The organism is Azotobacter armeniacus (genome assembly GCF_054779355.1).
Genome location: NZ_BAAGYK010000035.1, coordinates 1 through 23814, shown reverse-complemented (window position 1 = coordinate 23814; position 23814 = coordinate 1). Strand labels below are relative to the sequence as shown.

The window sequence follows — 23814 nt, the reverse complement described above, 5'->3', positions numbered from 1 at the left end:
GCTTCCGCCCGTAGCTATCACTGCATCTGCTCATGGCTCGGCCAGCCGAGCGCAGGTTGGCGAGCCCGCCGTACCCCCGGGATGACCGCGCCATATCGATAACGCCCCCGACAGGCTTGATGGCGTGCCGCCTTGCGGGAAGGCCTTGGTCGTGGATGCTCGGGGCGGCTCAATTTACCGTGGGTTGAAGCCGCCCTCTCAGGGGCTGTTTTCACGTAGTTCCTGTCGCGCCGCCCTGGCTTTCAGGGTGGCGCAACTAGCCATTGGCTTGCCAGTAAATGTGAAAATTTTGTTAAGATTTCAGGAAGGCAAGGAATCTTGCCGCGAATCTCAACCAAAGTGCCCCCTGATGACCAATATATATATCGAAGAGACATCGATTCAAAAGGGTAAAGGTTTATTCAAGGCAGATGTTGTCGTTATCCCCTTTCAAGACCGGATGGTGGTTAGAAAGGACTACAGCAAATACAAGAATACCCTGCTCGCGCCCATGGCCAGTTTCATCATCAAGAGAGAGACGAAGCTTCTGCAACGGGTCAGAGATATCCCATGTTGTCCGCGTCTTGTCAGTGCGGACGACAAGTTCAGCTTCACGATGGAATACATAGACGGGGAGAACATCAGGGAATCAGTCAGGCACGGAGCTCGGGTAAAGTTTCATGACATGCTGAAGGCAATAAACATGCTGCATCGCAACGATATCATTCACAACGATATCCGCGGAGCAAATATCCTTGTGGACCGGCAGGGCAGGATTTTCATCGTCGACTTCGCCTCGGCCATCATCATTCCAAGGCCGTTGCGCTTTCTCAAGACGCGGCTGCGCTGTCTCGATCTTGCCAGCGCTCTCAAGATCAAGAAGAAGCTATTGAACCAGCCGCTCACCCAGAAAGAGCTCAAGATAATGAGGGGGCGCAAGTGGTTGAAAGTGATGCAGTACATCTGGAAGCAGCATATTCTCAGACTGTTTGGCCGAAAATGAGCATTCGCCCATAGGTGGCGGAGCCGTGCCAATCCATGTGGCCGCAGGTGGAGCACCCTGCATGGTAGCCATCCACTTGGAGCAATCGCCATTGGCTTCGACAACTCACCCGGGCATGCTCCGTCGAAGCGCTGCAGGAGTGCTGCTGATTTCGCTGAGTCTGCTCGCCGGCTGCGCCAGCCTACGCACCCTGAATGCCGGCAAGCCCGACGCTCCGCTGATCTACTCCGGCACCCGCCTGGACTGGTACGCGATCCACGGCGGCTGCTGCCCGCTGGACCGCTTCGGCGCCGAGCCGCCCCGGTGTCCCGCCCTGGACCTGCCCGCCAGCGCTCTGCTGGATACCCTATTCCTGCCCTTCACTCTGGCGGCCGAGCTGGGGGTGGCGCTGAATGTGTCCGGTGGCCTCTGAACACAAGGCTGCCGTTCAGTCCGCCACCACCCGGTTGCGCCCCTCGTGCTTGGCCTGGTAGAGGGCCGCACCGGCTCGCTTCAGTACCTCGTCGACGCTGGCGGCAGTATCCGGCCAGTGCGCCACTCCGGCCGAGACGGTGATGCTCGGGCAGTCGGCACAGCACGAGCTGCCCATCCGGGCTCGGACCCGCTCGACGGCCCGTCTGGCGGCCTCCGGGCTGGCGCCCGGCAGGAGCATGATGAGTTCCTCGCCGCCGCTGCGGCAGAGCAGGTCGGTGGCACGCGAGCAGTCGCTCATCTGCCGGGTGAGGTACTGCAGCACGCGGTCGCACGAACTTTGTGCCCGTGGTTGTCGTTGACCCGCTTGAAATGGTCGATGTCGAAGGCGATGACCGCGAAGGGTTGGCGCTGCAGCTGCCATTGCTCCAGCTGCGCCTGCATGCCGCGGCGGTTGCTCAGCCCGGTCAGCGGGTCGGTGAGGCTTTCCTGGCTGAGCTTGCCGAGGCGCTGATGGAGTAGCGCCAGGCCGCTGAGTCGCGCGCTTGAGCTGGTCAGCCTCGAAGTACCTGGGCTGGATGCGCCGTACCTGTACCGGCGAATCCTCGGTGCCCTACTGCTCGGCGCTTTTGGCCAGTTGCCAGGGCGGCCGCGAGATCAGTTGCGACAGCCACCAGAGCCGGCCAGCGACAGCAACATCGGCAGGGGCAGACGCAGGATGTTCAGCATCAGGCCATCCAGCTCCTGCAGGCTGAGCGTCCGCTGGACGCTGGGCGACGATGCCCCAGCCGGTGTGCGCCACCGGGGCGAAACTGGCGAGCATCCCGACGCCCCGGGAGTCGCTCAGCGCCTGGCTGCCCGCCTCGCCGCGGATCACCGGCTCGACCACCGGATTGCCGGTGAGGATCTGGCTGACCCGTTGCAGGTCCTGGTGGAAGAACAGTCGGCAATTGCGGTCGACCACATAGAGAGAGGAGCCGTCCTGGTAGAAATGCTCGCCGAGCAGGGTGTGCAGACGTTCTCGTGCTGCAGGTGGAGGCTGCCGCCGACATGGCCGAGGTAGGTGTCGTCGGCGGCGAAGATCGGCTGAGAGACGAATACCACCAGTTTGTTCCTGGCACCGACATAGGAGTCGCTGATCAGCGAGCGGCGCTTTTCCTGGGCCTCTCGTGCGCCTGCGTTGCCGATCATCTGGCTAAGCATGCTGAGGCTTTCGGGAGAGGAGGCCGGCACCTGGCCAGCATGGCGGATAACGAAGAAGGTAGAGTTGAAGTGGCGGCTCTGATGGGCAGGCGCTCGGTTTCGCTGGCCAGGCGTTTCGGCTGATCCATCCAGTCCTTCATGGCGTATCGTGCCGAGCAGCTGTTCAGTGCTCAGGCAGAGCTTGGCGGCATAGACGCGATTGGACTCCAGAGTATGGTGGATCAGCCGCTCGCGCTGGGTCTGGTAGCTGACATGGAAATTGGTGGCGACCATCAGATGAGCAGGAGAGTCAGTCGGCGGAGATCGATTCGGTTGCGGCTGTGCATAGGCATGTCTGGCAATGGCAGGCTGTTCCCCTTCCTTGCGGGGCTGGCATCGATTCCTGTAGGGGAGGGGCGCTGGGGGGGGGCATGCCATGCCGTCGGTAAAATAGCATATGGCCATTATCGGTTCGGGCCGATAATGCAAAGGTCAGAGTCGTCGTCCGGCTTGCCTGCTTTCCGTCCGCTGCGCAAATAATGCGCGGCCAAGGCTCGCAGGAGGCGGGCGGATATTCATGGGAGGCATAGTGAAGCAACAGGCGCAGTTTCATGTCGGCTACTGGTTCATCGCCGTGCTGGGGTTCGTGCTCATCCAGAACCTGCTGACCGAGCAGCAGCAGGTAACGCAGATCCCCTACAGCGAGTTCGAGCAGTACCTGAAGGAGGGCCGTGTGGAGGAGCTGGCGGTCACCGACCGGCAGATCGAGGGCACGCTCAAGGAGCCGCTGCCCGGCGGCCAGACCCGCTTCGTCGCCACCCGCATCGAGCCGCAGCTGGCCGAGCACCTGCAGCAGTACCCGGTGCGCTACGCCGGCAAGATCGAGAGCACCCTGCTGCGCGACCTGCTGTCCTGGACCCTGCCGGCGCTGATCTTCTTCAGCCTCTGGCTGTTTCTGCTCAAGCGCATCGGCGGCAGCCTCGGTGGTGGCATGATGCAGATCGGCAAGAGCAAGGCGAAGATCTACGTCGAGACCGATATGAAGGTGACCTTCGCCGACGTGGCCGGGGTCGATGAGGCCAAGGACGAACTCAAGGAGATCGTCGACTTCCTCAAGGACCCGCAGACCTACGGCCGCCTCGGTGGGCGCATGCCCAAGGGCGTGCTGCTGATCGGCCCGCCGGGCACCGGCAAGACCCTGCTGGCGCGGGCGGTGGCCGGCGAGGCGAAGGTGCCGTTCTTCTCCATCTCCGGCTCCGAGTTCGTTGAGATGTTCGTCGGTGTCGGCGCGGCGCGGGTCCGCGACCTGTTCGAGCAGGCGCGGGCGCAGGCGCCGGCGATCATCTTCATCGATGAGCTGGACGCCCTCGGCCGCGCCCGCGGCGTCGGCCCGCTGGGCGGCGGCCACGACGAGAAGGAGCAGACCCTCAACCAGCTGCTGGTGGAGCTGGATGGCTTCGATACCTCCTCCGGGCTGGTTCTGCTGGCTGCTACCAACCGCCCGGAAATCCTCGACCCGGCGCTGCTGCGCGCCGGCCGCTTCGACCGCCAGGTGCTCGTCGACCGGCCGGACAAGGCCGGGCGCGTGCAGATCCTTGAGGTGCATCTGAAGAAAGCGCGGCTGGCGGCCAACGTCGATCCGCAGCAGATCGCCGCGCTGACCCCCGGCTTCACCGGCGCCGACTTGGCCAACCTGGTCAACGAGGCGGCCCTGCTCGCCACCCGCCGGCGTGCCGAGGCGGTGACGATGGACGATTTCACCGCAGCCGTCGAGCGCATCGTCGCCGGCCTGGAAAAACGCAACCGCCTCCTCAACCCGAAGGAGCGGGAGATCGTCGCCCATCACGAGATGGGCCACGCGCTGGTGGCCATGGCCCTGCCGGGGATGGACATGGTGCACAAGGTATCGATCATCCCGCGCGGCATGGGCGCGCTCGGCTACACCATCCAGCGACCCACCGAGGACCGCTTCCTGATGACCCGCGAGGAGCTGGAGAACAAGATGGCGGTGCTGCTCGGCGGCCGCGCGGCGGAGTGGATCGTGTTTTCCCACTTCTCCACCGGCGCCGCCGACGACCTGGCCAAGGTTACCGACATCGCCCGCGCCATGGTCACCCGCTACGGGATGTCGGAACGCCTCGGCCACGTCACCCTGGAGCGCGAGCAGCACAGCTACCTGGGTGTCGAGCAGATGTACGGCCTGCCGGCCCGCCACGAATACGGCGAAACCACGGCGACCGCCATCGACGCCGAGGTGCAGGCGATCGTCGAACGGGCCTTTCAGCGCACCGTGGCCCTGCTCGAGGAGCGCCGCGCGCTGCTCGAGCGCAGCGCTCGGCGCCTGCTGGAGGAGGAGACCCTTGACGCCGAGCAGCTGGCCGAGCTGGTTGGGACAGCGCAGGATGGCCCCGCTGAATTACCTGGAGTGATGCCACAATGAGTGACTGGCAAGACCGCAACGAACCTGTTCCGCTGCCCCCCGAGCCGCCCCTCGAGGGCGAGTGCTGCGAGGGCGGCTGCGGCGAGGCCTGTGTCTGGGAGACGTACAACGAGGCCCGTGCCGAGTATGCCCGGGTGCTGGCCGAGTGGCAGGCCCGCCAGGCACATGAGCCGCCCGGGTAGGGCGGCTCGTCGACAGCTCGGCCGTCCATTGCTGGGCTTCGAAGGAGCACCCCCTAGGCGATCAGGCCCGAGCCGACGGCGCAACAAATTATCGATAACGGTTTTTGTCTTTAATTTTTAGTGACCTTACGTTTTTGATCGCCAGGGGACCCCTGGCCCGCACTTCCCACTATTTCCGCACCAACCAAGCGAGCCCCCATAACCTACTCTTGGATTCAGGCATTGCTTCTTTCGAGCGAGCGGGCTTGGTCCTGCATCGGATTTTATAGCTCGGGAATCCGCTGATGCCACGGCTGTTACGTGGAGATCGAGCCAATGATCGAAATACAGGTCTATCGCTACAACTCGGAACGGGATCGGGCACCTTACATGCAGTCGCTACAAGTGCCCGAGCACTTTCGCAAGCGGATGGTGCTGGATGTGCTGGAGTATCTGCATGAAGAAGACCCGACGCTGGTGTACCGGCGCTCCTGTCGTGAGGGCGTGTGCGGCTCGGATGGTATGAACATCAACGGCAAGAACCGGCTGGCCTGCATCACACCTGTTTCCGAGGCGCTGGGCACAGCCGGTACACTGGTGATCCGGCCCCTTCCCGGCATGCCGGTGATACGCGATCTAGTGGTGGACCAGAGCCTGTTCTTCAGGCAGTACGCGCGTATCGAGCCGTGGTTGGTGAATCATGAGCCGGCGCCGGCCATCGAGCGTCTGCAGTCCCCTGAAGAGCGTGCCCGGCTCGACGGGCTGTACGAGTGCATCCTCTGCGGCTGCTGTACATCCCAGTGCCCTTCCTGGTGGTGGAATCCGGAAAAATACATCGGCCCGGCCGGGCTGTTGCAGGCCTGGCGTTTTATCGTCGACAGCCGCGACCAGGCCCGCACGGAACGGCTCGGGGGGCTGGAAGACCCATTCAGCCTGTTCCGCTGTCGCAGCATCGGCAACTGCACCTGGGTCTGCCCCAAGGGACTCAACCCCATGGGGGCCATCGGCATGATCCGCCTTGAGCTGCTCAAGGAGGGCAGCTAGTGCAATTTCATGTTGGGCGATGCCATGGCTCATGAAATCGCCAGCCTGTTCGGTTGTGCCTCGCAAACGCTGCGCAGCACCCTGCGGGCCTTTGCCGCCGTGCCTGACGGCGAAGTCGCATCGCTCCAAGCGTGTCCGCCCCTTGCTCACGGGCACGCAGGCCGAGCGCTTGCGCCCCTTGCTGTACCGCAGTCCCCGCGACTTCGGTAAGCCCACCAGCCTGTGGACTTTGAGCCTGGCCGCCGAGGTGGCCTTCGAGCAGGGGCTGACCGAACGGCAGCTGAGCCACGAGTCGATCCGCCAGGCGTTGAAACGGCTAGGCGTGGGCTGGAAGCGGGCCACGATCTGGGTTACCAGCCCGGCCCCACACTATGCGTGTAAAAAAACGACACGACCGCCTGATCGAGTTGGCTGCGGTATTTACTAGTCGAACCAACCAAACAGGCCATTAACGCCCCAGCCGGTGCAGGTCCTCCGACTCGACGATGCGCACCCCGTCCTCCTCCTCCAGGGCCAGGCGCCAGAGGGCGCGAGCCAGCGCGCTGGGGTCGATGGCGCGGTAGTGGCTGGGGGTCAGGCGCAGCAGCGGGTCGCTCAACTGGTCGAGCAGGCGCAGTTCGCTGCGCGGGCCAAGCAGCTGCGTCGGCCGGGTGATGGTCAGCTGCGGCCAGTCCTGGGCCTTGAGGCCTTTCTCCATCTCCCCCTTGACCCGACAGTAGAGGCGCGACGAGCGCGGGTCTGCGCACTGCGCGCTGATCACCAGCAGGTGGCGGGCGCCCAGCTCGCGGGCGCGGCGGCCGAAGGCCAGGACCAGGTCATGGTCGACGGCGCGTAAGGCTTCCTGAGTACCGGCTTGTTCGGCGGTGCTGCCGAGGCAGCAGAAGGCGGTGTCGACCGGCCCGGTCAGTCGCGGCAGCAGCTCGGCCAGGCAGCCCAGAGGGTTTTCCAGGCGCGGATACTCGGCCAGCGCCTGGCGGGTGGGAGCCAGTACCCGGGCGATGGTCGGTTCGGTGAGCAGGCGATCGAGCAGGTGCTCGCCGGCCAGGCCGGTGGCGCCAGCGAGCAGGATGTGCTGGGGCGTCAGGTACATGGGGCGATCCTCGCGCAAGGTGATTGGTCGGGCGGCTGGTGGAAATGCGCTCCGAGCATCGGCCAAGACTACCCAGGGCAATCGCATGACGACTTTCTCCCCCTCTCCCATTCATGGGAAAGGGGCCAGGGGGAGAGGGCAAATGAGCAGCGATGGCTTGTTTGCCCTCTCCCCAGCCCTCTCCCGCACGCGGGAGAGGGAGTGAACGGCTGCATCTGCCCCTTCATGCGATTGCCCTGCAAGACTACCGTTTCGCTTGTTGTTGTGGATTGTAGTGTGGCCCAAAGCCCACCCCTTTCAAGGTGTACAAAAGCAACATTGTAAATCAAACACTTACGCATGATCTCGATACGTAAAGCTCAGTTGCAGAAGGAGTCCATGCAAGGAAAATCAATAGGTTGCAAGAAGACATCTTGAAAGCCCTGGGTCTAATCCTACTGTGTCATAAAAAACAGAGAGAATATTGCCCTCTCGATGGTTGGTTACATACCCGATGGAACAGATGGAAGGTCGTTGCGAAGCCTACCTCGATCCTCTGTATGAGGACTTGGGTCATGTGGGCCGCTGCGAAGGCCTGGGGGGATATTGCCAGGGACTGATGTTGCCGCTGGCGCGAAAGAGCGTGGAGCCTCTGGCGGCCGGGGTCGATCCGCATGCGGTACGGGCTCGCCACCAGGCGTTGCATCACTTCGTCGCCAAGTCCGCCTGGTCGGATGCGGCACTGCTCGAACGGGTGCGTGCGTAGGTCGAGCCGTCGCTGTTGCGCAAGAAAGCCGGCGCCGAGTGCTACTGGGTCGTCGACGACACGGGCTTTCCGAAGAAGGGCAAGCATTCGGTCGGAGTGGCGCGCCAGTACTGCGCTCAGTTGGGCAAGCAGGACAACTGCCAGATTGCCGTGAGCCTGACACTGGCCACGGCACAAGCCAGTCTGCCCGTGGCCTGGCGGCTGTATCTGCCGGAGGACTGGGCGGTCGGCCGGGAGCGCCGCGCACAGGCCGGCGTTCCGGACTCGATTGAATTCCGGACCCAGCTGGCGATTGCGCTGGAGCAAATACCGGCCGCGCGCGCTGCCGGGATGGTAGAGGGCGTCGTGCTGGCCGAGGCTGGCTATGGCAACGACACGGTGTTTCGGGACGGACTCACCGCATTGAGTCTGAGCTATGCAGTGGGCATTCAGGGAACGACCAGCGTCTGGCCTGATGGACAAGCCCCCTTGCCTCCCAAACCCTGGAGCGGGACCGGTCGCAAACCCCGGTTGCTGCGCCGGGATGCCGAGCACCAGCCGGTGAGCGTGAAAGCATTGGCGCTGGGTTTGCCGGCGAGCGCCTACCGGACGATCGGCTGGCATGAGGGCCGCAATGGGCCCCTGATGGGCCGCTTTGCGGCCGTGCGCGTGCGCGCGGCGCATCGAGCGCGATTACCAGGAACTGAAGCAGGAGCTAGGACTGGCCCACTACGAGGGGCGGGGCTGGCGTGGCTTTCATCACCACGCCAGCGTGTGCATCGCCGCCTACGGGTTTCTCGTGTCCGAGCGTCTTCGTCATCCGGGCACTAAAAAATTCCATTCCGCCCGAAACCCGCCCTATCCGAAGAGTACGTACCGAGGGGACGTCCAGCGTCCTCAACGCCATCAACTGAACTTGATCGCGACCTTGCGCTGGTGGATCGCTCAGCGCCTGACCACTCGGCTTGATCGAGGCCCCTGCTGCGGATGTGGACTGAAAACGAACGGGAAATTGAGTCTTTAATTTATGACGCAGTAAGATTAGGGGCGGATTTCGATCAGGGTGCCGTCCCTGACCAGGCTCCAGACCTCGCGCATGTCGTCGTTGCGCATGGCGATGCAGCCTTCGGTCCAGTCGAGTCCGTGAAAGTACCACTCGGGATAGTTCTCATCCAGTGGTGTGCCATGGAGCATGATCATGCTGCCGGGCGGCACGCCCTCGGCGCGGGCGCGGGCCTGGTCGCGGATGTTGGGGTAGGAAATGTGCATGGACAGGTTGAACTTGTCACTGGTCTTGCGCCAGTCGATCCAGTAGAGGCCTTCCGGGGTGCGCTGGTCGCCTTCGCGCAGCTTGGGTCCTCTGGGCTGTTTGCCCAGGGAAACCTTGTAGGACTTGAGGGGCTGTCCCTTGCTGAGCAGCAACAGCTTGCGTTCGGATTTCACCACCAGCACCTTGTCGACGATCCGTTCGTCGCCGGGTAGGAGGACACTGGCCTGCGAGAGGCCGGCAAGAGACAGGCAAAGGGATGCAAGCAACCAGCGTATCGAAAGTTCCATATCAGCGGTCAGGGTTGTTCCAGGGGATTCGTTGGTGGATTGCGCGTAAGGGCGCGAGCAGCTCGTTGCGCACCGGGTAGAGCTGCCGAACCCGGTCCTTGAAAAAATATTCTAGGGTATGACCTACGGTCGGAAAAGCCAGCTCTGGCCAAGGTATCCTGGCCTCGTGAAACAGTCCTACCTCTAGGCTCTCCTCACTGGCGGCAAAGTTCGCGTCGACCATGCGGGCGCGGAAGAATACATGCACCTGATGGATATGTGGCAGATCGAACAGGGTATACAGTTCGAGTCCCTCCACCTGCGCGCAGGCCTCCTCCTGGGTTTCCCGGGCTGCCGCTTGTTCCATGGTTTCGTCGTTCTCCATGAACCCGCCGGGCAGGGTCCAGAAGCCGCGGCGTGGTTCGATGGCGCGCCGGCACAGCAGGACCCGCCCGTCCCAGAGCGGCAGGCAGCCGGCGACTATCCTGGGGTTCTGGTAATGCACGGTGTGGCAGGCGGGGCAGACGAAGCGCGGACGATGGTCGCCGCTGGGCGTCTGCCACTTCACCGGATTGGCGCATTGGCTGCAGAATTTCATGGGTTTTCTCGGGTGTCGTTGCCGGTCTGTCGCCGCCGACGGCCGCTGGCCGGGCAGGGGTTGGGCGGGCTGCGTGGTTCGTGTCATGATATTTTGATGGAGTAAAGATAGAGAATGACGATGCAGGAAGACCTACTCCGACGTGTGCGCAACTTTTCGCCCCGGCCCCTGAATGCCGGCGGAGGCTTTCCCGAAGCGGCGGTGCTGATGCCGATCACCCGCAGCGGCGAGCCCGAACTAGTGCTGACCCTGCGAGCCAGCGGCTTGTCCACCCATGGTGGCGAAGTGGCCTTTCCCGGCGGTCGCCGCGATCCGGAAGATCCCGATTTGGTCCGCACCGCCCTGCGCGAGGCGGAGGAGGAGATCGGCCTGCCGCCGGGGCTGGTCGAGGTGGTCGGCCCGCTCAGTCCGGTGGTGTCGCGTTACGGCATCCAGGTGACGCCCTACGTGGCGCTGGTGCCCGACTACGTCGAATACCGGCCCAACGACGGCGAGATAGCCGCGGTCTTCTCGGTGCCTCTGGCGTTCTTCTGCGAGGATCCGCGGGAAACCACCCACCGTATCGACCATGAGGGGCGCTGTTACTATGTGCCCTGTTACCGCCATGGGCCGTACAAAATCTGGGGGCTGACGGCGCTGATGGTGGTCGAACTGGTGAATCTGCTGTTCGACGCGGGAATTGAGATTGGGCGGCAGCCGGCGAGCTTCGTCGAGCTGAGCTGAGGATGTCGCGATGAAACACCCTCTGTCGGGCGCTCGGTGTATGGCGACTGCCTGGGATTGCGAGCCGGAAGACCGATGAACGACGAACGGCCCGTCCCTTCGCCCTGTGTGCAGCTGTGCGCTCTGGATGACGACGATGTCTGCTCTGCCTGCCAGCGCACAGCAGACGAAATCAGACGCTGGCGACGATTGGACGATTTCGAACGCCGCCAGATACTGGCATTGTGCGCCGAGCGGGCCCGCGCCAAGGGCCTGCTCTCCTAGGCTGCGCCTGCTCGCGCCCGCTGCTGCGGGCAGGTGCCCCCTCATGTTGAAGGAAATCCCATGTCCCGTATTGGAACTCCGCTATCGCCGAGTGCGATCCGTGTATTGCTGTGTGGCTCAGGCGAATTGGGCAAGGAGGTGGTGATCGAATTGCAGCGCTTCGGCGTGGAAGTGATTGCCGTGGATCGCTATGCCGATGCGCCAGCCATGCAGGTCGCCCACCGCAGCCATATCATCAACATGCTCGATGGCGCCGCTCTGCGCGCGGTGATCGAGCAGGAGCAGCCGCATTACATAGTGCCGGAAATCGAGGCCATCGCCACCGCGATTCTGGTCGAACTGGAGAGCGAGGGGTTCACGGTGATTCCTAGCGCGCGTGCCGCCCATCTGACCATGAACCGCGAGGGCATCCGCCGCCTGGCGGCGGAGGAGCTGGGGCTGCCGACCTCACCCTACCGGTTTGCCGACAGCTTCGAGGAATACTGCGCGGCAGTGGAGGCGCTGGGTTTCCCCTGCGTGGTCAAGCCGATCATGAGCTCCTCGGGCAAGGGGCAGAGTCTGCTGAAAGGGCTGGAGCAGTTGCAGACCGCCTGGGACTATGCCCAGGAGGGTGGGCGTGCCGGCAAGGGGCGGGTGATCGTCGAGGGATTCATCAACTTCGACTACGAAATTACGCTGCTCACCGTGCGCCATGCGGGCGGTACTATCTTCTGCGCGCCCATCGGCCATCGTCAGGAGAGGGGCGACTATCAGGAGTCCTGGCAGCCGCAGGCGATGAGTCCCAAGGCGCAGGCCGAATCCGAGCGCATCGCCCGAACGGTCACCGAGGCGTTGGGTGGGCGTGGGTTGTTCGGCGTCGAGCTGTTCGTCAAGGGCGACCAAGTCTGGTTCAGCGAGGTTTCGCCGCGTCCCCACGATACCGGCCTGGTGACGCTGATTTCCCAGGATCTCTCCGAGTTCGCCCTGCACGCGAGGGCCATTCTCGGTCTGCCGATTCCGGCGATCCGTCAGTTCGGTCCGGCCGCTTCGGCGGTAATCCTGGTCGAGGGGCAATCCCGTGAGGTGAGCTTCGCCAATCTGGGCGGGGCGCTTTCCGAGCCGGACACCGCTCTGAGACTGTTCGGCAAGCCGGAGGTGGTGGGGCAGCGGCGGATGGGCGTGGCCCTGGCACGGGACGACTCGGTGGAGACTGCACGGCAGAAGGCGACGCGCGCCGCACTGGCGGTCGAGGTGCAACTGTAACGGCTCCGACCGGCTCCGTGGGCTGGCCATTCATTCGGCCGTCGGTGCCGGTGGGCTCTGCACCTCGGCCTCCCAGGCGCGCACGCTCTTCACCCGGTTCTCCATCGTCTCGAGGATCTCCAGGCGATAGGGGCCGATGGTCAGGCAGACCCCGCGGTCGGGAATGCTTTGCAGGACCTCGGTGATCAGCCCGTTGAGGGTTCGCGGGCCGTCGCTCGGCAGCTGCCAGCCGAGCACCTTGTTCACTTCGCGTATGTGGGCGGTGCCGTCGATGATCTGGGTGCCGTCCTCCTGCGGCTGGATGTCCGGGCCGAGCAGGCTGTCGCGATTGGTGAACTCGCCGACGATCTCTTCCAGGATGTCCTCGAGGGTGACGATGCCCTGCACGTCGCCGTATTCGTCGACCACTATGGCGATGCGCCGCTTCTGCTGCTGGAAATGGATCAGTTGGGTGGCCAGCGGCGTGTTTTCGGGAACGAAGTAGGGTTCCTGGCAGGCTGCGCGCAGATTTTCCCGGGTCAGCTGGCCCCGGGTCAGCAGGCGGGCGATATGGCGCATGTGCACCACGCCCTCGATCTGGTTGATGTCTCCGCGGAACACCGGCAGGCGTGTGTGCGAGGTGCTGCGCAACTGGTCGACGATGGCCTCCATCGTCTCGTCCAGGTCGATGCCGATGACCTCGTTGCGCGGGATCATGATGTCGTTGACGCTGACCTTCTCCAGGTCGAGGATGCCGAGCAACATGCCCTGCCGGTTCAGCGGCAGCGCTTCGCCGGACTCGTGGACCACGCTGCGCAGCTCCTCGCTGGTCAGGCTCTCGCTGCCCTGGCTGTGTGGGGTGATGCCGACCAGTCGGAGCAGGCCGTTGCTGATCCAGCCGAGCAGGACCACCAGCGGGTAGAGGATCTTCTGCAGCTGTGCCAGCGGCACGCTGAAGGGGTAGGCCACCATTTCCGGGCGTATGGCGGCCAGGGTCTTGGGGGTGATCTCGCCGAAGATCAACAGGGCAAGGGTCAGGCCGAGGGTGGCGATGGCGATGCCGGCCTCGCCCCACAGTCGCGTGGCCAGTACGGTGGCGATGGCGGAGGCGAGGATGTTGACGAAGTTGTTGCCGATCAGGATGGTGCCGAGCAGGCGGTCGGGACGCTCGAGCAGCGCGTTGGCGCGCTGGGCGCCGCGATGCCCCTCCCTGGCGCGGTGACGCAGGCGATAGCGGTTTAGGCTGAGCAGGCTTGTCTCGGAGCTGGAGAAGAAGGCCGAGCACAGCAGCAGGAAGATCAGCAGGCTAATCAGGTAACTGGGATGCAGGTCTTCCATGGGCGGTTTATGGTGCGTTCAGGATGGGCGGAGCATGCGTTTCCGCGGCCTTGCCCGATGAAGGGAGCTGTCCGTCCATTGCCGAGCGAACTTCCGAGTGGGCGCTAGACATGGATGATGAATTCGCGGACCAGCTTGCTGCCGAAGTAGGCGAGCATGAGCAGGCAGAAGCCGCTCAGGGTCCAGCGGATGGCCGTGTGCCCGCGCCAGCCGAGCCGGTGGCGGCCGATCAGCAGGGTGGCGAAGACCAGCCAGGCCAGGCAGGCGAGCAGGGTCTTGTGCACCAGATGCTGGGCGAACAGGTCGTCGAGGAACAGCCAGCCGGAGATCAGCGACAGCGAGAGCAGCCCCCAGCCGGCCCAGAGAAAGCTGAACAGCAGGCTCTCCATGGTCTGCAGCGGCGGGAAGTTGCGGGTCAGGCCCGAGGGGTGCTTGTGTTTCAACTGGTAATCCTGCAGCAGCAGCAGCAGGGACTGGAACATGGCGATGGTGAGCATGCCGTAGGCGAGGATCGACAGCAGGATATGGGCGAGAATCCCGGGTTCCTCGTCGATTCCCTGCAGGGTGCCGACCGGCATGAACTGGGCCAGTAGGACGGTGAGCGCGCTCAGCGGCAGCAGCAGCAGCAGCAGGTTCTCCACCGGCATGTAGCAGCTGGCGAGCAGGGTCAGGGCGATCACTGCAGCGGCGATCAGGCTGGAGGCGTTGAAGAAGTGCAGGGTCAGGCCGCTCGGTCCCAGCAGTTGCGGGACCAGGCTGAAGCCGTGGGCGATCAGGGCCAGGATACCCAGCAGGAGCAGCAGGCGCTTGTCCGGCAGGCTGCGTTTGGCCAGGCGCATGCCCTGGTAGAGCGTGGCGGAGGCGTATAGACCGGCGGCGGCGAGGCTGGGCAGCAGTGGGTGCATGAGTCCGTGTCTGGCGGGTCCTAAAGCCCGGAGTGTGGCATACAACGAGCTTCTCACGAAAGACCGCCAGCGGTGTCGGCCCCAGGCACCTTCGTTTATAATTGCCGGCCCGCTGCAAGCCCACCCTGGGCTCTTCAGAGCCTGAAAGGAACGCGCATGTTCGAAAACCTTACCGATCGCCTTTCCCAGACCCTTCGCCATGTCACCGGCAAGGCCAAACTGACCGAGGACAACATCAAGGACACCCTGCGCGAGGTGCGCATGGCCCTGCTCGAGGCCGATGTCGCGCTGCCGGTGGTCAAGGAGTTCGTCAATCGGATCAAGGAGCGTGCCGTCGGCACCGAGGTTTCGAAAAGCCTGACCCCGGGGCAGGCCTTCGTGAAGATCGTCCGTGCCGAGCTGGAAGAGCTGATGGGGGCGGCCAACGAGGATCTGGCACTGAATGCGGCGCCGCCAGCGGTGGTGCTGATGGCCGGCCTGCAGGGGGCGGGCAAGACCACTACCGTGGGCAAGCTGGCGCGTTTCCTCAAGGAGCGCCGGAAGAAGTCGGTCCTGGTGGTCTCCGCCGACATATACCGTCCGGCGGCGATCAAGCAGCTGGAAACCCTGGCCGGGGAGGTCGGCGTCACCTTCTTTCCATCCGATGCCAGCCAGAGGCCTGTGGATATCGCCCAGGCGGCGATCCGCGAGGCCCGGCTCAAGTTCATCGATGTGGTGCTGCTGGATACCGCCGGCCGCCTGCACATCGACGCCGAAATGATGGAGGAAATCAAGCTTCTGCATGCCGCCGTCAAGCCGGTCGAGACCCTGTTCGTGGTCGACGCCATGACCGGCCAGGATGCGGCCAACACTGCCAAGGCCTTCGGCGACGCCCTGCCGCTGACCGGCGTTGTGCTGACCAAGGTGGATGGCGATGCCCGCGGCGGCGCGGCCCTGTCGGTCCGCTACATCACCGGCAAGCCGATCAAGTTCATCGGCATGGGTGAGAAGAGCGAGGCGCTGGAGCCCTTCCATCCGGATCGCATGGCTTCGCGCATTCTCGGCATGGGCGACGTGCTCAGTCTGATCGAGGAGGCCGAACACAAGCTTGATCGCGAGAAGGCCGAAAAGCTCACCAGCAAGCTGAAGAAGGGCAAGGGCTTCGATCTGGAGGACTTCCGCGATCAGTTGCAGCAGATGAAGAACATGGGCGGGCTGGGCGGGCTGATGGACAAGCTGCCGGCCATTGGCGGTATCAACCTCGCGCAGATGGGCAGCGCCCAGGGCGTGGCGGAGAAGCAACTGATGCAGATGGAGGCGATCATCAACTCCATGACCCCGGCCGAGCGCCGTGATCCGGACATAATCAGCGGCTCGCGCAAGCGCCGTATCGCCCTCGGCTCCGGCACCCAGGTGCAGGATGTCGGACGGCTGATCAAGCAGCACAAGCAGATGCAGAAGATGATGAAAAAGTTCACCGCCAAAGGTGGCATGGCCAAGATGATGCGCGGCATGAGCGGCATGTTCCCGGGGGGGCGGGCACCGAAGATCTAGTGGCCGCTTTGGCCGCTTCGATCGGCCCGTCAGCGGCGTTGACCATTAGGTGGCTCGGGGTGGCGTTCGTCGAGCGGCAGGTGAAAAGCCGTTTGCAAAGCGCCGCATAACCTTTAGAATACGCGGCCTTTCGGGCCATGAGCCCAATGTGCAATCTGGTTTTGCAGCACCGACTACAGGAACGATGTTCACATGGTAACCATCCGTCTTGCCCGTGGCGGCTCCAAGAAGCGCCCCTTCTACCACCTGACCGTGACCAACAGCCGCAACGCCCGTGACGGTCGTTTCGTCGAGCGTATCGGCTTCTTCAACCCCGTCGCCTCGGGTGCCGAAATGAAACTGTCCGTGAATCAGGAGCGCGCCGCCTACTGGCTGAGCCAGGGTGCCCAGCCGTCCGAGCGCGTTGCCCAACTGCTCAAGGAAGCCGCCAAGGCGACTGCCTGAGTCTGATATGGACACTACGCCTGCATCCGCCGAGCTGATCGTTCTCGGCAAGATCACTTCGGTGCATGGCGTTCGCGGAGAAGTGAAGGTCTATTCCTTCACCGATCCGATCGACAACCTGCTCGACTATCATCGCTGGACGCTCAAGTGCGGCGAAGAGCTGCGGCAGGTGGAGCTGGTCCGGGGACGTCTGCAGGGCAGGGTCTTGGTGGCCAAGCTGAAGGGAGTCGATGATCGCGACGAGGCGCGTGCCTTGGCGGACTTCGAAATCTGCATCCCCATCGCTCAACTGCCTCGGCTGGACGATGGCGAGTACTACTGGCATCAGCTGGAAGGCTTGCGGGTAATCGATCAGGCGGACCAGTTGCTCGGCAGGGTCGAGCATCTGCTGGAGACCGGTGCCAACGACGTGCTGGTGGTCCGGCCCTGTACCGGCAGTCTGGATGATCGCGAGCGCCTGTTGCCCTACACGGAGCAGTGCGTGCTGCAAGTGGATCTGGCCGCTGGCGAGATACGGGTGGACTGGGATGCGGATTTCTGACCATGCAAGTCGAAGTCATCAGCATCTTTCCGGAGATGTTCGCTGCCATCCGTGATTATGGCATTACCAGTCGGGCGGTTAAGCAGGGCCGGCTTGGGCTCAATTGCTGGAATCCGCGCAGTTTCACCGAGGATCGCCACCAGACGGTGGATGATCGTCCGTTCGGCGGCGGGCCCGGCATGGTGATGAAGGTCCAGCCTCTGGAGCGGGCCCTGGCAGCCGCCAGGCAGGCCGCCGGAGTGCGGGCGAGGGTGATCTACCTGTCGCCCCAGGGGCGTCCGCTGAGGCAGCAGGCGGTGCGCGAGCTGGCTCGCGAGGAAGCGCTGATCCTCATCGCCGGCCGCTACGAGGGCATCGACGAGCGCTTCATCGAGGCTCATGTCGATGAGGAATGGTCGATTGGGGACTACGTGCTTTCCGGTGGAGAACTGCCGGCGATGGTGCTGATCGACGCGGTGACGCGTTTGTTGCCCGGTGCGCTCGGGCATGCGGACTCCGCCGAGGAGGACTCGTTCAGCGACGGCCTGCTCGACTGCCCGCACTACACCCGACCGGAGGTGTACGAGGGCAAAGGTGTTCCTGAGGTGCTGCTCAGCGGCAATCATGAGCATATCCGGCGCTGGCGCTTGCAGCAGTCCCTTGGGCGGACCTGGGAGCGCCGCGCTGATCTTCTGGATGGCCGCTCGCTTTCTGGAGAAGAGCAAGAGCTGTTGGCGGAATACCTTCGCCAACGGGACGATAGTTGACGTATCGATGGCAGGCCAGGGGTCTGTCTTAGGAGCACTCAGATGACCAACAAGATTATTCAGCAGCTCGAAGCCGAGCAGATGAACAAAGAGATTCCGGCATTCGCCCCGGGCGACACCGTGATCGTGCAGGTTAAGGTGAAGGAAGGCGAGCGCCAGCGTCTGCAGGCTTTCGAGGGTGTGGTCATCGGCAAGCGCAACCGCGGCCTGAACAGCGCCTTCACCGTGCGCAAGATCTCCAGCGGCGTGGGCGTTGAGCGTACCTTCCAGACCTACAGCCCGCTGGTCGAAAGCATCTCCGTCAAACGCCGCGGTGACGTGCGCAAGGCCAAGCTGTATTATCTGCGCGATCTGTCCGGCAAGGCGGCTCGTATCAAGGAAAAACTCTCCTGATCAGCGCTTTTCCCCCGAAAAAGCAGCCGAAAGGCTGCTTTTTCGTTTGCACGCCGCCGACAGACACATTAGTCCTGCCTTGCAGCGCACAACAATAATATCCTGCCAGTGGCAGCCACCTATTTTTTCATCAGGAAGTAGTGGCATGACCCCTAGAGAGCAAGAAATCCAGCGTCGGATCGAATTGTCCGAAACCCGCATCACCAAAGCGGTCTTTCCGTTTACCACCAACCACCACAATACCCTGTTCGGCGGCACCGCACTGGGCTGGATGGACGAAATCTCGTTCATCACCGCGACGCGCTTCTGCCGGTTGCCGACCGTCACGGTTTCCTCGGACCGGGTCGATTTCAAGCATCCGATTCCGGGCGGTTCGATCGTTGAGCTGGTCGGCCGGGTGATGAAAGTCGGTAACACCAGTTGTAAGGTCGAGGTGGAAGTTTTCGTCGAGGGAATGTACTGCGGTACCCGCGAGAAGGCGATCACCGGCGTCTTCAGCTTCGTTGCCGTCGACGAGGAAAAGCGGCCGCGGGCGATACTGCCCGATTTCCCCGTGGAAAGGGGCGAGGCGGCCTGAGCGGGCTGCCGCCGCCAGCGGGCCGTCAGGCCCCTGGTGGCTCTTCTTCGTCCATGTTGGCAAGGATCAGCATGCCCGCCGTCGAACATCCGCAAATCGAGTGTTTCCTCGAAGCCCTCTGGCTGGAGAAGGGCCTTTCGGCGCATACCCGTGCGGCCTATCGCAGCGATCTCGAGCTTTTCAACGGCTGGCTGCACGAGCGCAGTCTGGAGCTGGCCGGAGTGGGTCGCGAACTGATCCTCGATCACCTGGCCTGGCGTGTCGATGCCGGCTACAAGGCCCGCTCCACGGCGCGCTTTCTCTCTGGCCTGCGCGGTTTCTTCCGCTATTTGCTGCGCGAGGGCGTGATCGCCAGCGATCCGACCTTGCAGGTGGATCTTCCGCAACTGGGCCGTCCCCTGCCTAAATCCCTCTCCGAAGCCGATGTCGAGGCGCTGCTGGCGGCGCCGGAAAGCGGCGATCCGCTCGGACTGCGCGATCGGGCCATGCTTGAGGTTCTCTATGCCTGCGGCCTGCGCGTCAGCGAGCTGGTCGGCCTGCGCCTGGAGCAGTTGAACCTGCGCCAGGGGGTAGTGCGCGTGCTCGGCAAGGGCAGCAAGGAGCGCCTGGTGCCGCTGGGCGAGGAGGCCATCGTCTGGCTCGAGCGGCATCTCTCCGAGGCCCGGCCGCTGCTGCTGGGAGACAGGCCGAGCGACGTGCTCTTTCCCAGCCTGCGTGGCGAGCAGATGACCCGACAAACCTTCTGGCACCGCATCAAGCATCACGCCCGGGTGGCGGGGATCGGCAAGAGTCTGTCGCCACACACCCTGCGGCATGCCTTCGCCACCCACTTGCTCAACCATGGCGCCGACCTGCGCGTGGTGCAGATGCTCCTCGGCCACAGTAACCTGTCGACCACCCAGATCTATACCCATATCGCCCGGGCGCGCCTGCAGGATCTGCATGCGCGGCATCATCCGCGCGGCTGACGGGCCGTTCGGCGTGCCCCGCCTATGATAGGCTCTGCCCATATGTACCGTCCCTCTGGAGTATCCATGCGTGTTTCCTCCCTTTTCGCTGCTGCGGCGCTCGGCCTGGCAAGCACCCTGGCCCTGGCTGCCGATCCCGAGCAGGCGATTCGCAAGGCCCTGCAGCAGATGCAGTCGGGACTGCCGATCGAGTCCATCGCTGAAAGTCCGCTGGCGGGGCTCTACCAGGTCCAGCTGAAGGGTGGGCGGATGCTCTATGCCAGTGCCGACGGCCAATTCGTCATGCAGGGCTATCTGTATCAGCTCAAGGACGGCAAGCCGCTCAACCTCACCGAGCGGGCGGAAAGCCAGGCCGTGGCGAAGACGATCAATGGCTTACCGGCCAGCGAGATGGTGGTCTTTGCAGCCAAGGAGCCGAAGACCCATATCACCGTCTTCACCGATACCGACTGCGGCTACTGCCAGAAGCTGCACAGCGAGGTGCCCGAGCTGAACCGGCTCGGCGTCGAGGTGCGCTACGTGGCCTTCCCACGCCAGGGCATCAGTTCCCAGGGTTATGGGGATCTGGTCAGCGTTTGGTGCGCCAAGGACCGCCAGACGGCGATGAACAAGGCCAAGGCGCGCGAGAGGGTGCCGGCGGCCACCTGCGACAACCCGGTGGCCAGGCAGTTCGAGCTGGGCCAGATGATCGGCGTGCAGGGTACCCCCGCTGTGGTGCTGGCCAACGGGCAGATGATCCCCGGCTACCAGCCGGCGTCGCAGCTGGCCAAGCAGGCACTGGCCGCCCAGGCGACCAACTGACCGGGCAGCCGCCAGCGATCTGCGGGCGTCGCGCCAATTGACTAAAGTCCGAGTGCTTCGTAATGTGCGGCTCTTTTCTCTGCGGCCGGGGCATGCCCGGCCGTTCTCTGCGGTGAAGATGGGGAGTTTCAGCGTGAAACCGGTCAAAGTAGGCCTCTGTGGACTGGGTACCGTCGGTGGCGGCACCTTCAATGTGCTCAAACGCAACGCCGAGGAAATCGCTCGCCGCGCCGGGCGTGAAATCGAGGTCGCCCTGATCGCCATGCGCAGCTCCAACCCGAAATGCGATATCGCCGGCATCCCCATCGCCGCCGACGTTTTCGAATTGGTCGACAATCCGGAGATCGAAGTCATCGTCGAGTTGATCGGTGGCTGCACTCTTGCCCGCGAGCTGGTGCTCAAGGCCATTGACAACGGCAAGCACGTAGTCACCGCGAACAAGGCGCTGATCGCCGTGCATGGCGACGAGATCTTTGCCAAGGCCCGCGAGAAGGGCGTGATCGTCGCCTTCGAGGCGGCGGTGGCCGGCGGCATCCCAGTGATCAAGGCGATCCGCGAGGGGCTGGCCGGCAACCGCATCAACTGGGTGGCCGGCATCATCAACGGCACCGGCAACTTCATCCTCAGCGAAATGCGCGAGAAGGGCCGTGCCTTCGCCGATGTCCTCAAGGAGGCCCAAGCGCTAGGCTATGCCGAGGCTGACCCGACCTTCGACGTGGAAGGCATCGATGCCGCCCACAAGCTGACCATCCTCGCTTCCATCGCCTTCGGCATTCCGCTGCAGTTCGACAAGGCCTATACCGAAGGCATCTCCAGGCTGACCAGCGCTGACGTCAACTATGCTGAGGCGCTGGGCTACCGCATCAAGCATCTGGGCATCGCGCGGCGTACCGCCGAGGGCTTCGAGCTGCGCGTGCATCCGGCGCTGATTCCTGCCGACCGGCTGATCGCCAACGTCAATGGCGTAATGAACGCGGTGATGGTCAATGGCGATGCGGTGGGTTCGACCCTGTTCTGCGGTGCCGGCGCCGGCATGGAGCCGACCGCCTCGGCGGTGGTGGCCGACCTGGTGGACGTGGTCCGTGCCATGACCTCCGATCCGGAGAACCGCGTGCCGCACCTGGCCTTCCAGCCCGACGCGCTGTCCGCCCATCCGATCCTGGCGATCAGCCAGTGCGAGAGCGCCTACTACCTGCGCATCCAGGCCCAGGACCATCCGGGAGTGCTGGCCCAGGTGGCGAGTATCCTTTCCGAGCGCGGCATCAACATCGAATCCATCATGCAGAAGGAAGCCGAGGAGCAGGACGGTCTGGTGCCAATGATTCTGGTCACCCACAGGGTTCGGGAGCGCTGCATCGACGAGGCCATTGCCGCCATGGAGGCTCTCGAGGGCGTGGCCAGCAAGGTCGTCCGCATCCGCGTCGAACAGCTCAACTAATCCGCTACAAGCCGCCTGCCGCCTGCCGCCAGTGTCCGAGTCGCTGCGGCCCGGGGCCTGCGGCCCGAACCGAAGGTTTGCACACATGCGCTACATCAGCACCCGCGGCCAGGCGCCGGCCCTGAATTTCGAAGACGTGCTGCTGGCGGGCCTCGCTAGCGACGGCGGCCTCTACGTACCGGAGAACCTGCCGCGCTTTACCGTGGAAGAAATCGCCTCCTGGGCCGGTCTCCCCTATCACGAGCTGGCCTTCCGTGTGATGCGTCCGTTCGTCGCCGGCAGCATCGCCGATGCCGACTTCAAGAAGATCCTCGAAGAAACCTACGGCGTGTTCGCCCACAAGGCGGTGGCGCCGCTGACCCAGCTGGACGCCAACGAGTGGGTACTCGAGCTGTTCCAGGGCCCGACCCTGGCGTTCAAGGACTTCGCCCTGCAACTGCTCGGCCGCCTGCTCGACCACGTGCTGGCCAAGCGCAACGAGCGCGTGGTGATCATGGGCGCCACCTCCGGCGATACCGGCTCGGCCGCCATCGAAGGCTGCAAGGCCTGCGACAACGTCGACATCTTCATCATGCACCCGCACAACCGGGTGTCCGAGGTGCAGCGGCGGCAGATGACCACCATCCTCGGCGACAACATCCATAACATCGCCATTGAAGGCAACTTCGACGATTGCCAGGAGATGGTCAAGGCCAGCTTCGCCGACCAGGGCTTCCTCAAGGGTACCCGTCTGGTCGCGGTCAACTCGATCAACTGGGCGCGGATCATGGCCCAGATTGTCTACTACTTCCACGCCGCCTTGCAGCTCGGCGCGCCACACCGCTCGGTGGCCTTCTCGGTGCCGACCGGCAACTTCGGCGACATCTTCGCCGGCTACCTGGCGCGCAACATGGGCCTGCCGGTCAACCAGTTGATCGTCGCTACCAACCGCAACGATATCCTGCACCGTTTCATGTCCGGCAACCGCTACGACAAGGACACCCTGCATTCGTCGCTGTCACCGTCGATGGATATCATGGTTTCCTCCAATTTCGAGCGCCTGCTGTTCGACCTGCACGGCCGCAATGGTCCCGTCGTCGCCGCGCTGATGGACAGCTTCAAGGCCACTGGCAAGTTGACGGTGGAGGATGATCGTTGGACCGAGGCACGTCGCCTGTTCGACTCGCTGGCGGTGCACGACGAGGGTACCTGCTCGACTATCGCCGAGGTGCATGGCGAGACCGGCTACCTGCTCGATCCTCACACCGCGATCGGCGTCAAGGCCGCCCGCGAATGTCGCCGTAGTCTGGCCCTGCCGATGGTGATCCTCGGTACCGCGCATCCGGTCAAGTTTCCGGAGGCGGTGGAAAAGGCCGGCATCGACCAGGCCCCGCAACTACCGGTGCACCTGACCGACCTGTTCCAGCGCGAGGAACGTTGCACCGTGCTGCCGAACGATCTGAAGGCAGTGCAGGATTTCATCAGTCAGCACGGCAACCGCGGCAAGCCGCTGTGAGACGCGCCGCTGCGCGCTAAATCGCGCTGACGCCCGGGCCACGAAGCCGCTTCCCGACAGGGGAGGCGGCTTTTTTCTTTCATGCACCTTCCGCAGCCTGCCTGCGCATCGCTAGAGCGGTTTCACCCTGACCGGCCATAACCGCAATGACGGATATACTAATCTTTTAAAAAGTAATGTCATGCTGCTGTATATCGGCAGTCCGGGTGGCGGAAAAACGATCTCACCAGCTCCGGCAACTTCTGGATTCTGCGCAGCG

The 23814-nt window shown here is 63.7% G+C and carries 27 protein-coding genes and 1 pseudogene; 20 read left to right on the top strand and 8 right to left on the bottom strand.

The window, feature by feature from the left end; translation table 11 throughout:
• Positions 1-151: 151 nt before the first annotated feature.
• Both ACYVD0_RS07980 and ACYVD0_RS07975 read left to right on the top strand, forming a co-directional pair.
• Positions 152-982: a protein kinase domain-containing protein gene (locus ACYVD0_RS07980; RefSeq protein ID WP_460426318.1), complete on the top strand. Its 831-nt coding sequence runs from the start codon at positions 152-154 to the stop codon at positions 980-982.
• A gap of 115 nt (positions 983-1097) precedes the next feature.
• Entirely contained in the window at positions 1098-1394 is a 297-nt protein-coding gene (locus ACYVD0_RS07975; protein ID WP_460426317.1) for a YceK/YidQ family lipoprotein, read from the top strand.
• Positions 1395-1409: 15 nt separating this feature from the next.
• Here ACYVD0_RS07975 and ACYVD0_RS07970 read toward each other — a convergent pair whose 3' ends face one another.
• The 3 genes from ACYVD0_RS07970 to ACYVD0_RS07960 form a co-directional block, all read right to left on the bottom strand.
• The gene (locus tag ACYVD0_RS07970) at positions 1410-1718 is read right to left on the bottom strand and encodes a GGDEF domain-containing protein (protein ID WP_460426316.1); all 309 of its coding nucleotides are present in this window, start codon (positions 1716-1718) and stop codon (positions 1410-1412) included.
• Complete coding sequence (locus tag ACYVD0_RS07965; protein ID WP_460426315.1) at positions 1691-1837, bottom strand: diguanylate cyclase domain-containing protein; 147 nt, start codon at positions 1835-1837, stop codon at positions 1691-1693. The genes ACYVD0_RS07970 and ACYVD0_RS07965 overlap by 28 nt, the downstream gene beginning before the upstream one ends.
• A gap of 169 nt (positions 1838-2006) precedes the next feature.
• Positions 2007-2357, bottom strand: coding sequence for a PDC sensor domain-containing protein (locus ACYVD0_RS07960; RefSeq protein WP_460426314.1), 351 nt, complete (start codon positions 2355-2357; stop codon positions 2007-2009).
• Positions 2358-2416: 59 nt separating this feature from the next.
• On the opposite strand from ACYVD0_RS07960, the gene ACYVD0_RS07955 reads away from it, so the two are divergent.
• From ACYVD0_RS07955 to ACYVD0_RS07940, 4 genes are all read left to right on the top strand, one after another.
• Positions 2417-2719, top strand: coding sequence for a hypothetical protein (locus ACYVD0_RS07955; RefSeq protein ID WP_460426313.1), 303 nt, complete (start codon positions 2417-2419; stop codon positions 2717-2719).
• 445 nt (positions 2720-3164) lie between these two features.
• On the top strand, positions 3165-5015 hold the full coding sequence (ftsH, locus tag ACYVD0_RS07950) for an ATP-dependent zinc metalloprotease FtsH (RefSeq protein ID WP_460426435.1): 1851 nt from the start codon (positions 3165-3167) through the stop codon (positions 5013-5015).
• Positions 5012-5197, top strand: a complete 186-nt coding sequence (locus tag ACYVD0_RS07945) for an oxidoreductase-like domain-containing protein (RefSeq protein ID WP_460426312.1) — start codon at positions 5012-5014, stop codon at positions 5195-5197. Before ftsH ends, ACYVD0_RS07945 begins: the two co-directional genes overlap by 4 nt.
• A 315-nt stretch (positions 5198-5512) precedes the next feature.
• Positions 5513-6220 carry a succinate dehydrogenase iron-sulfur subunit gene (locus tag ACYVD0_RS07940; RefSeq protein ID WP_460426311.1) on the top strand — a complete coding sequence of 236 codons (708 nt, stop codon included), beginning with the start codon at positions 5513-5515 and terminating at the stop codon, positions 6218-6220.
• 448 nt (positions 6221-6668) lie between these two features.
• Here the strand turns inward: ACYVD0_RS07940 and ACYVD0_RS07935 are convergent, their stop codons facing one another.
• Positions 6669-7310, bottom strand: a complete 642-nt coding sequence (locus ACYVD0_RS07935) for a Rossmann-fold NAD(P)-binding domain-containing protein (RefSeq protein ID WP_460426310.1) — start codon at positions 7308-7310, stop codon at positions 6669-6671.
• A 493-nt stretch (positions 7311-7803) separates the two neighbouring features.
• On the opposite strand from ACYVD0_RS07935, the pseudogene ACYVD0_RS07930 reads away from it, so the two are divergent.
• Positions 7804-9003 (top strand): annotated as a pseudogene (locus ACYVD0_RS07930) (IS701 family transposase).
• A 72-nt stretch (positions 9004-9075) separates the two neighbouring features.
• On the opposite strand, the gene ACYVD0_RS07925 reads toward ACYVD0_RS07930, so the two are convergent.
• Positions 9076-9579 carry a L,D-transpeptidase family protein gene (locus ACYVD0_RS07925; protein WP_460426434.1) on the bottom strand — a complete coding sequence of 168 codons (504 nt, stop codon included), beginning with the start codon at positions 9577-9579 and terminating at the stop codon, positions 9076-9078.
• A gap of 13 nt (positions 9580-9592) precedes the next feature.
• Entirely contained in the window at positions 9593-10168 is a 576-nt protein-coding gene (locus ACYVD0_RS07920) for an NUDIX hydrolase (RefSeq protein ID WP_460426309.1), read from the bottom strand.
• 120 nt (positions 10169-10288) lie between these two features.
• On the opposite strand from ACYVD0_RS07920, the gene ACYVD0_RS07915 reads away from it, so the two are divergent.
• The 3 genes from ACYVD0_RS07915 to purT all read left to right on the top strand — a co-directional run bounded on the left by ACYVD0_RS07915 (position 10289) and on the right by purT (position 12397).
• Entirely contained in the window at positions 10289-10891 is a 603-nt protein-coding gene (locus ACYVD0_RS07915) for a CoA pyrophosphatase (RefSeq protein WP_460426433.1), read from the top strand.
• Positions 10892-10966: 75 nt separating this feature from the next.
• Complete coding sequence (locus tag ACYVD0_RS07910; protein WP_460426308.1) at positions 10967-11155, top strand: DUF1289 domain-containing protein; 189 nt, start codon at positions 10967-10969, stop codon at positions 11153-11155.
• A 60-nt stretch (positions 11156-11215) separates the two neighbouring features.
• Entirely contained in the window at positions 11216-12397 is a 1182-nt protein-coding gene (gene purT / locus ACYVD0_RS07905; RefSeq protein WP_460426307.1) for a formate-dependent phosphoribosylglycinamide formyltransferase, read from the top strand.
• A gap of 30 nt (positions 12398-12427) precedes the next feature.
• Here purT and ACYVD0_RS07900 read toward each other — a convergent pair whose 3' ends face one another.
• Positions 12428-13714, bottom strand: coding sequence for an HlyC/CorC family transporter (locus tag ACYVD0_RS07900; RefSeq protein ID WP_460426306.1), 1287 nt, complete (start codon positions 13712-13714; stop codon positions 12428-12430).
• Between the two features lie 104 nt (positions 13715-13818).
• Positions 13819-14619, bottom strand: coding sequence for a cytochrome C assembly family protein (locus tag ACYVD0_RS07895; protein ID WP_460426305.1), 801 nt, complete (start codon positions 14617-14619; stop codon positions 13819-13821).
• 156 nt (positions 14620-14775) lie between these two features.
• Between ACYVD0_RS07895 and ffh the strand changes: the two genes are divergently transcribed.
• From ffh to thrC, 10 genes are all read left to right on the top strand, one after another.
• Entirely contained in the window at positions 14776-16152 is a 1377-nt protein-coding gene (gene ffh / locus ACYVD0_RS07890; protein WP_460426304.1) for a signal recognition particle protein, read from the top strand.
• Positions 16153-16344: 192 nt separating this feature from the next.
• Positions 16345-16596: a small ribosomal subunit protein bS16 gene (gene rpsP, locus ACYVD0_RS07885; protein ID WP_460426303.1), complete on the top strand. Its 252-nt coding sequence runs from the start codon at positions 16345-16347 to the stop codon at positions 16594-16596.
• Between the two features lie 7 nt (positions 16597-16603).
• Positions 16604-17137: a ribosome maturation factor RimM gene (gene rimM / locus ACYVD0_RS07880; protein WP_460426302.1), complete on the top strand. Its 534-nt coding sequence runs from the start codon at positions 16604-16606 to the stop codon at positions 17135-17137.
• Between the two features lie 2 nt (positions 17138-17139).
• The gene (trmD, locus tag ACYVD0_RS07875) at positions 17140-17883 is read left to right on the top strand and encodes a tRNA (guanine(37)-N(1))-methyltransferase (protein WP_460426301.1); all 744 of its coding nucleotides are present in this window, start codon (positions 17140-17142) and stop codon (positions 17881-17883) included.
• A 42-nt stretch (positions 17884-17925) separates the two neighbouring features.
• A complete protein-coding gene (gene rplS, locus ACYVD0_RS07870; RefSeq protein WP_460426300.1) occupies positions 17926-18276 on the top strand; it encodes a 50S ribosomal protein L19 in 351 nt (116 codons plus the stop codon).
• Positions 18277-18421: 145 nt separating this feature from the next.
• Positions 18422-18853 carry an acyl-CoA thioesterase gene (locus tag ACYVD0_RS07865; protein ID WP_460426299.1) on the top strand — a complete coding sequence of 144 codons (432 nt, stop codon included), beginning with the start codon at positions 18422-18424 and terminating at the stop codon, positions 18851-18853.
• A 71-nt stretch (positions 18854-18924) separates the two neighbouring features.
• Entirely contained in the window at positions 18925-19821 is an 897-nt protein-coding gene (xerD, locus tag ACYVD0_RS07860; protein ID WP_460426298.1) for a site-specific tyrosine recombinase XerD, read from the top strand.
• A 66-nt stretch (positions 19822-19887) separates the two neighbouring features.
• Positions 19888-20622 carry a thioredoxin domain-containing protein gene (locus ACYVD0_RS07855; protein ID WP_460426297.1) on the top strand — a complete coding sequence of 245 codons (735 nt, stop codon included), beginning with the start codon at positions 19888-19890 and terminating at the stop codon, positions 20620-20622.
• A gap of 133 nt (positions 20623-20755) precedes the next feature.
• Entirely contained in the window at positions 20756-22060 is a 1305-nt protein-coding gene (locus ACYVD0_RS07850) for a homoserine dehydrogenase (protein ID WP_460426296.1), read from the top strand.
• 85 nt (positions 22061-22145) lie between these two features.
• Entirely contained in the window at positions 22146-23555 is a 1410-nt protein-coding gene (thrC, locus tag ACYVD0_RS07845; RefSeq protein ID WP_460426295.1) for a threonine synthase, read from the top strand.
• Positions 23556-23814: the final 259 nt, after the last annotated feature.

Bases quoted from the DNA above. Each gene is read 5' to 3' on its own strand.
- ACYVD0_RS07975 (WP_460426317.1), top strand. From the start codon at position 1,098: ATGCTCCGTCGAAGCGCTGCAGGAGTGCTGCTGATTTCGCTGAGTCTG.
- ACYVD0_RS07965 (WP_460426315.1), bottom strand. From the start codon at position 1,837: ATGCAGGCGCAGCTGGAGCAATGGCAGCTGCAGCGCCAACCCTTCGCG.
- ACYVD0_RS07945 (WP_460426312.1), top strand. From the start codon at position 5,012: ATGAGTGACTGGCAAGACCGCAACGAACCTGTTCCGCTGCCCCCCGAG.
- ACYVD0_RS07940 (WP_460426311.1), top strand. From the start codon at position 5,513: ATGATCGAAATACAGGTCTATCGCTACAACTCGGAACGGGATCGGGCA.
- ACYVD0_RS07935 (WP_460426310.1), bottom strand. From the start codon at position 7,310: ATGTACCTGACGCCCCAGCACATCCTGCTCGCTGGCGCCACCGGCCTG.
- ACYVD0_RS07920 (WP_460426309.1), bottom strand. From the start codon at position 10,168: ATGAAATTCTGCAGCCAATGCGCCAATCCGGTGAAGTGGCAGACGCCC.
- ACYVD0_RS07915 (WP_460426433.1), top strand. From the start codon at position 10,289: ATGCAGGAAGACCTACTCCGACGTGTGCGCAACTTTTCGCCCCGGCCC.
- ACYVD0_RS07910 (WP_460426308.1), top strand. From the start codon at position 10,967: ATGAACGACGAACGGCCCGTCCCTTCGCCCTGTGTGCAGCTGTGCGCT.
- purT (WP_460426307.1), top strand. From the start codon at position 11,216: ATGTCCCGTATTGGAACTCCGCTATCGCCGAGTGCGATCCGTGTATTG.
- ACYVD0_RS07900 (WP_460426306.1), bottom strand. From the start codon at position 13,714: ATGGAAGACCTGCATCCCAGTTACCTGATTAGCCTGCTGATCTTCCTG.
- ACYVD0_RS07895 (WP_460426305.1), bottom strand. From the start codon at position 14,619: ATGCACCCACTGCTGCCCAGCCTCGCCGCCGCCGGTCTATACGCCTCC.
- ffh (WP_460426304.1), top strand. From the start codon at position 14,776: ATGTTCGAAAACCTTACCGATCGCCTTTCCCAGACCCTTCGCCATGTC.
- rpsP (WP_460426303.1), top strand. From the start codon at position 16,345: ATGGTAACCATCCGTCTTGCCCGTGGCGGCTCCAAGAAGCGCCCCTTC.
- rimM (WP_460426302.1), top strand. From the start codon at position 16,604: ATGGACACTACGCCTGCATCCGCCGAGCTGATCGTTCTCGGCAAGATC.
- trmD (WP_460426301.1), top strand. From the start codon at position 17,140: ATGCAAGTCGAAGTCATCAGCATCTTTCCGGAGATGTTCGCTGCCATC.
- rplS (WP_460426300.1), top strand. From the start codon at position 17,926: ATGACCAACAAGATTATTCAGCAGCTCGAAGCCGAGCAGATGAACAAA.
- ACYVD0_RS07865 (WP_460426299.1), top strand. From the start codon at position 18,422: ATGACCCCTAGAGAGCAAGAAATCCAGCGTCGGATCGAATTGTCCGAA.
- xerD (WP_460426298.1), top strand. From the start codon at position 18,925: ATGCCCGCCGTCGAACATCCGCAAATCGAGTGTTTCCTCGAAGCCCTC.
- ACYVD0_RS07855 (WP_460426297.1), top strand. From the start codon at position 19,888: ATGCGTGTTTCCTCCCTTTTCGCTGCTGCGGCGCTCGGCCTGGCAAGC.
- thrC (WP_460426295.1), top strand. From the start codon at position 22,146: ATGCGCTACATCAGCACCCGCGGCCAGGCGCCGGCCCTGAATTTCGAA.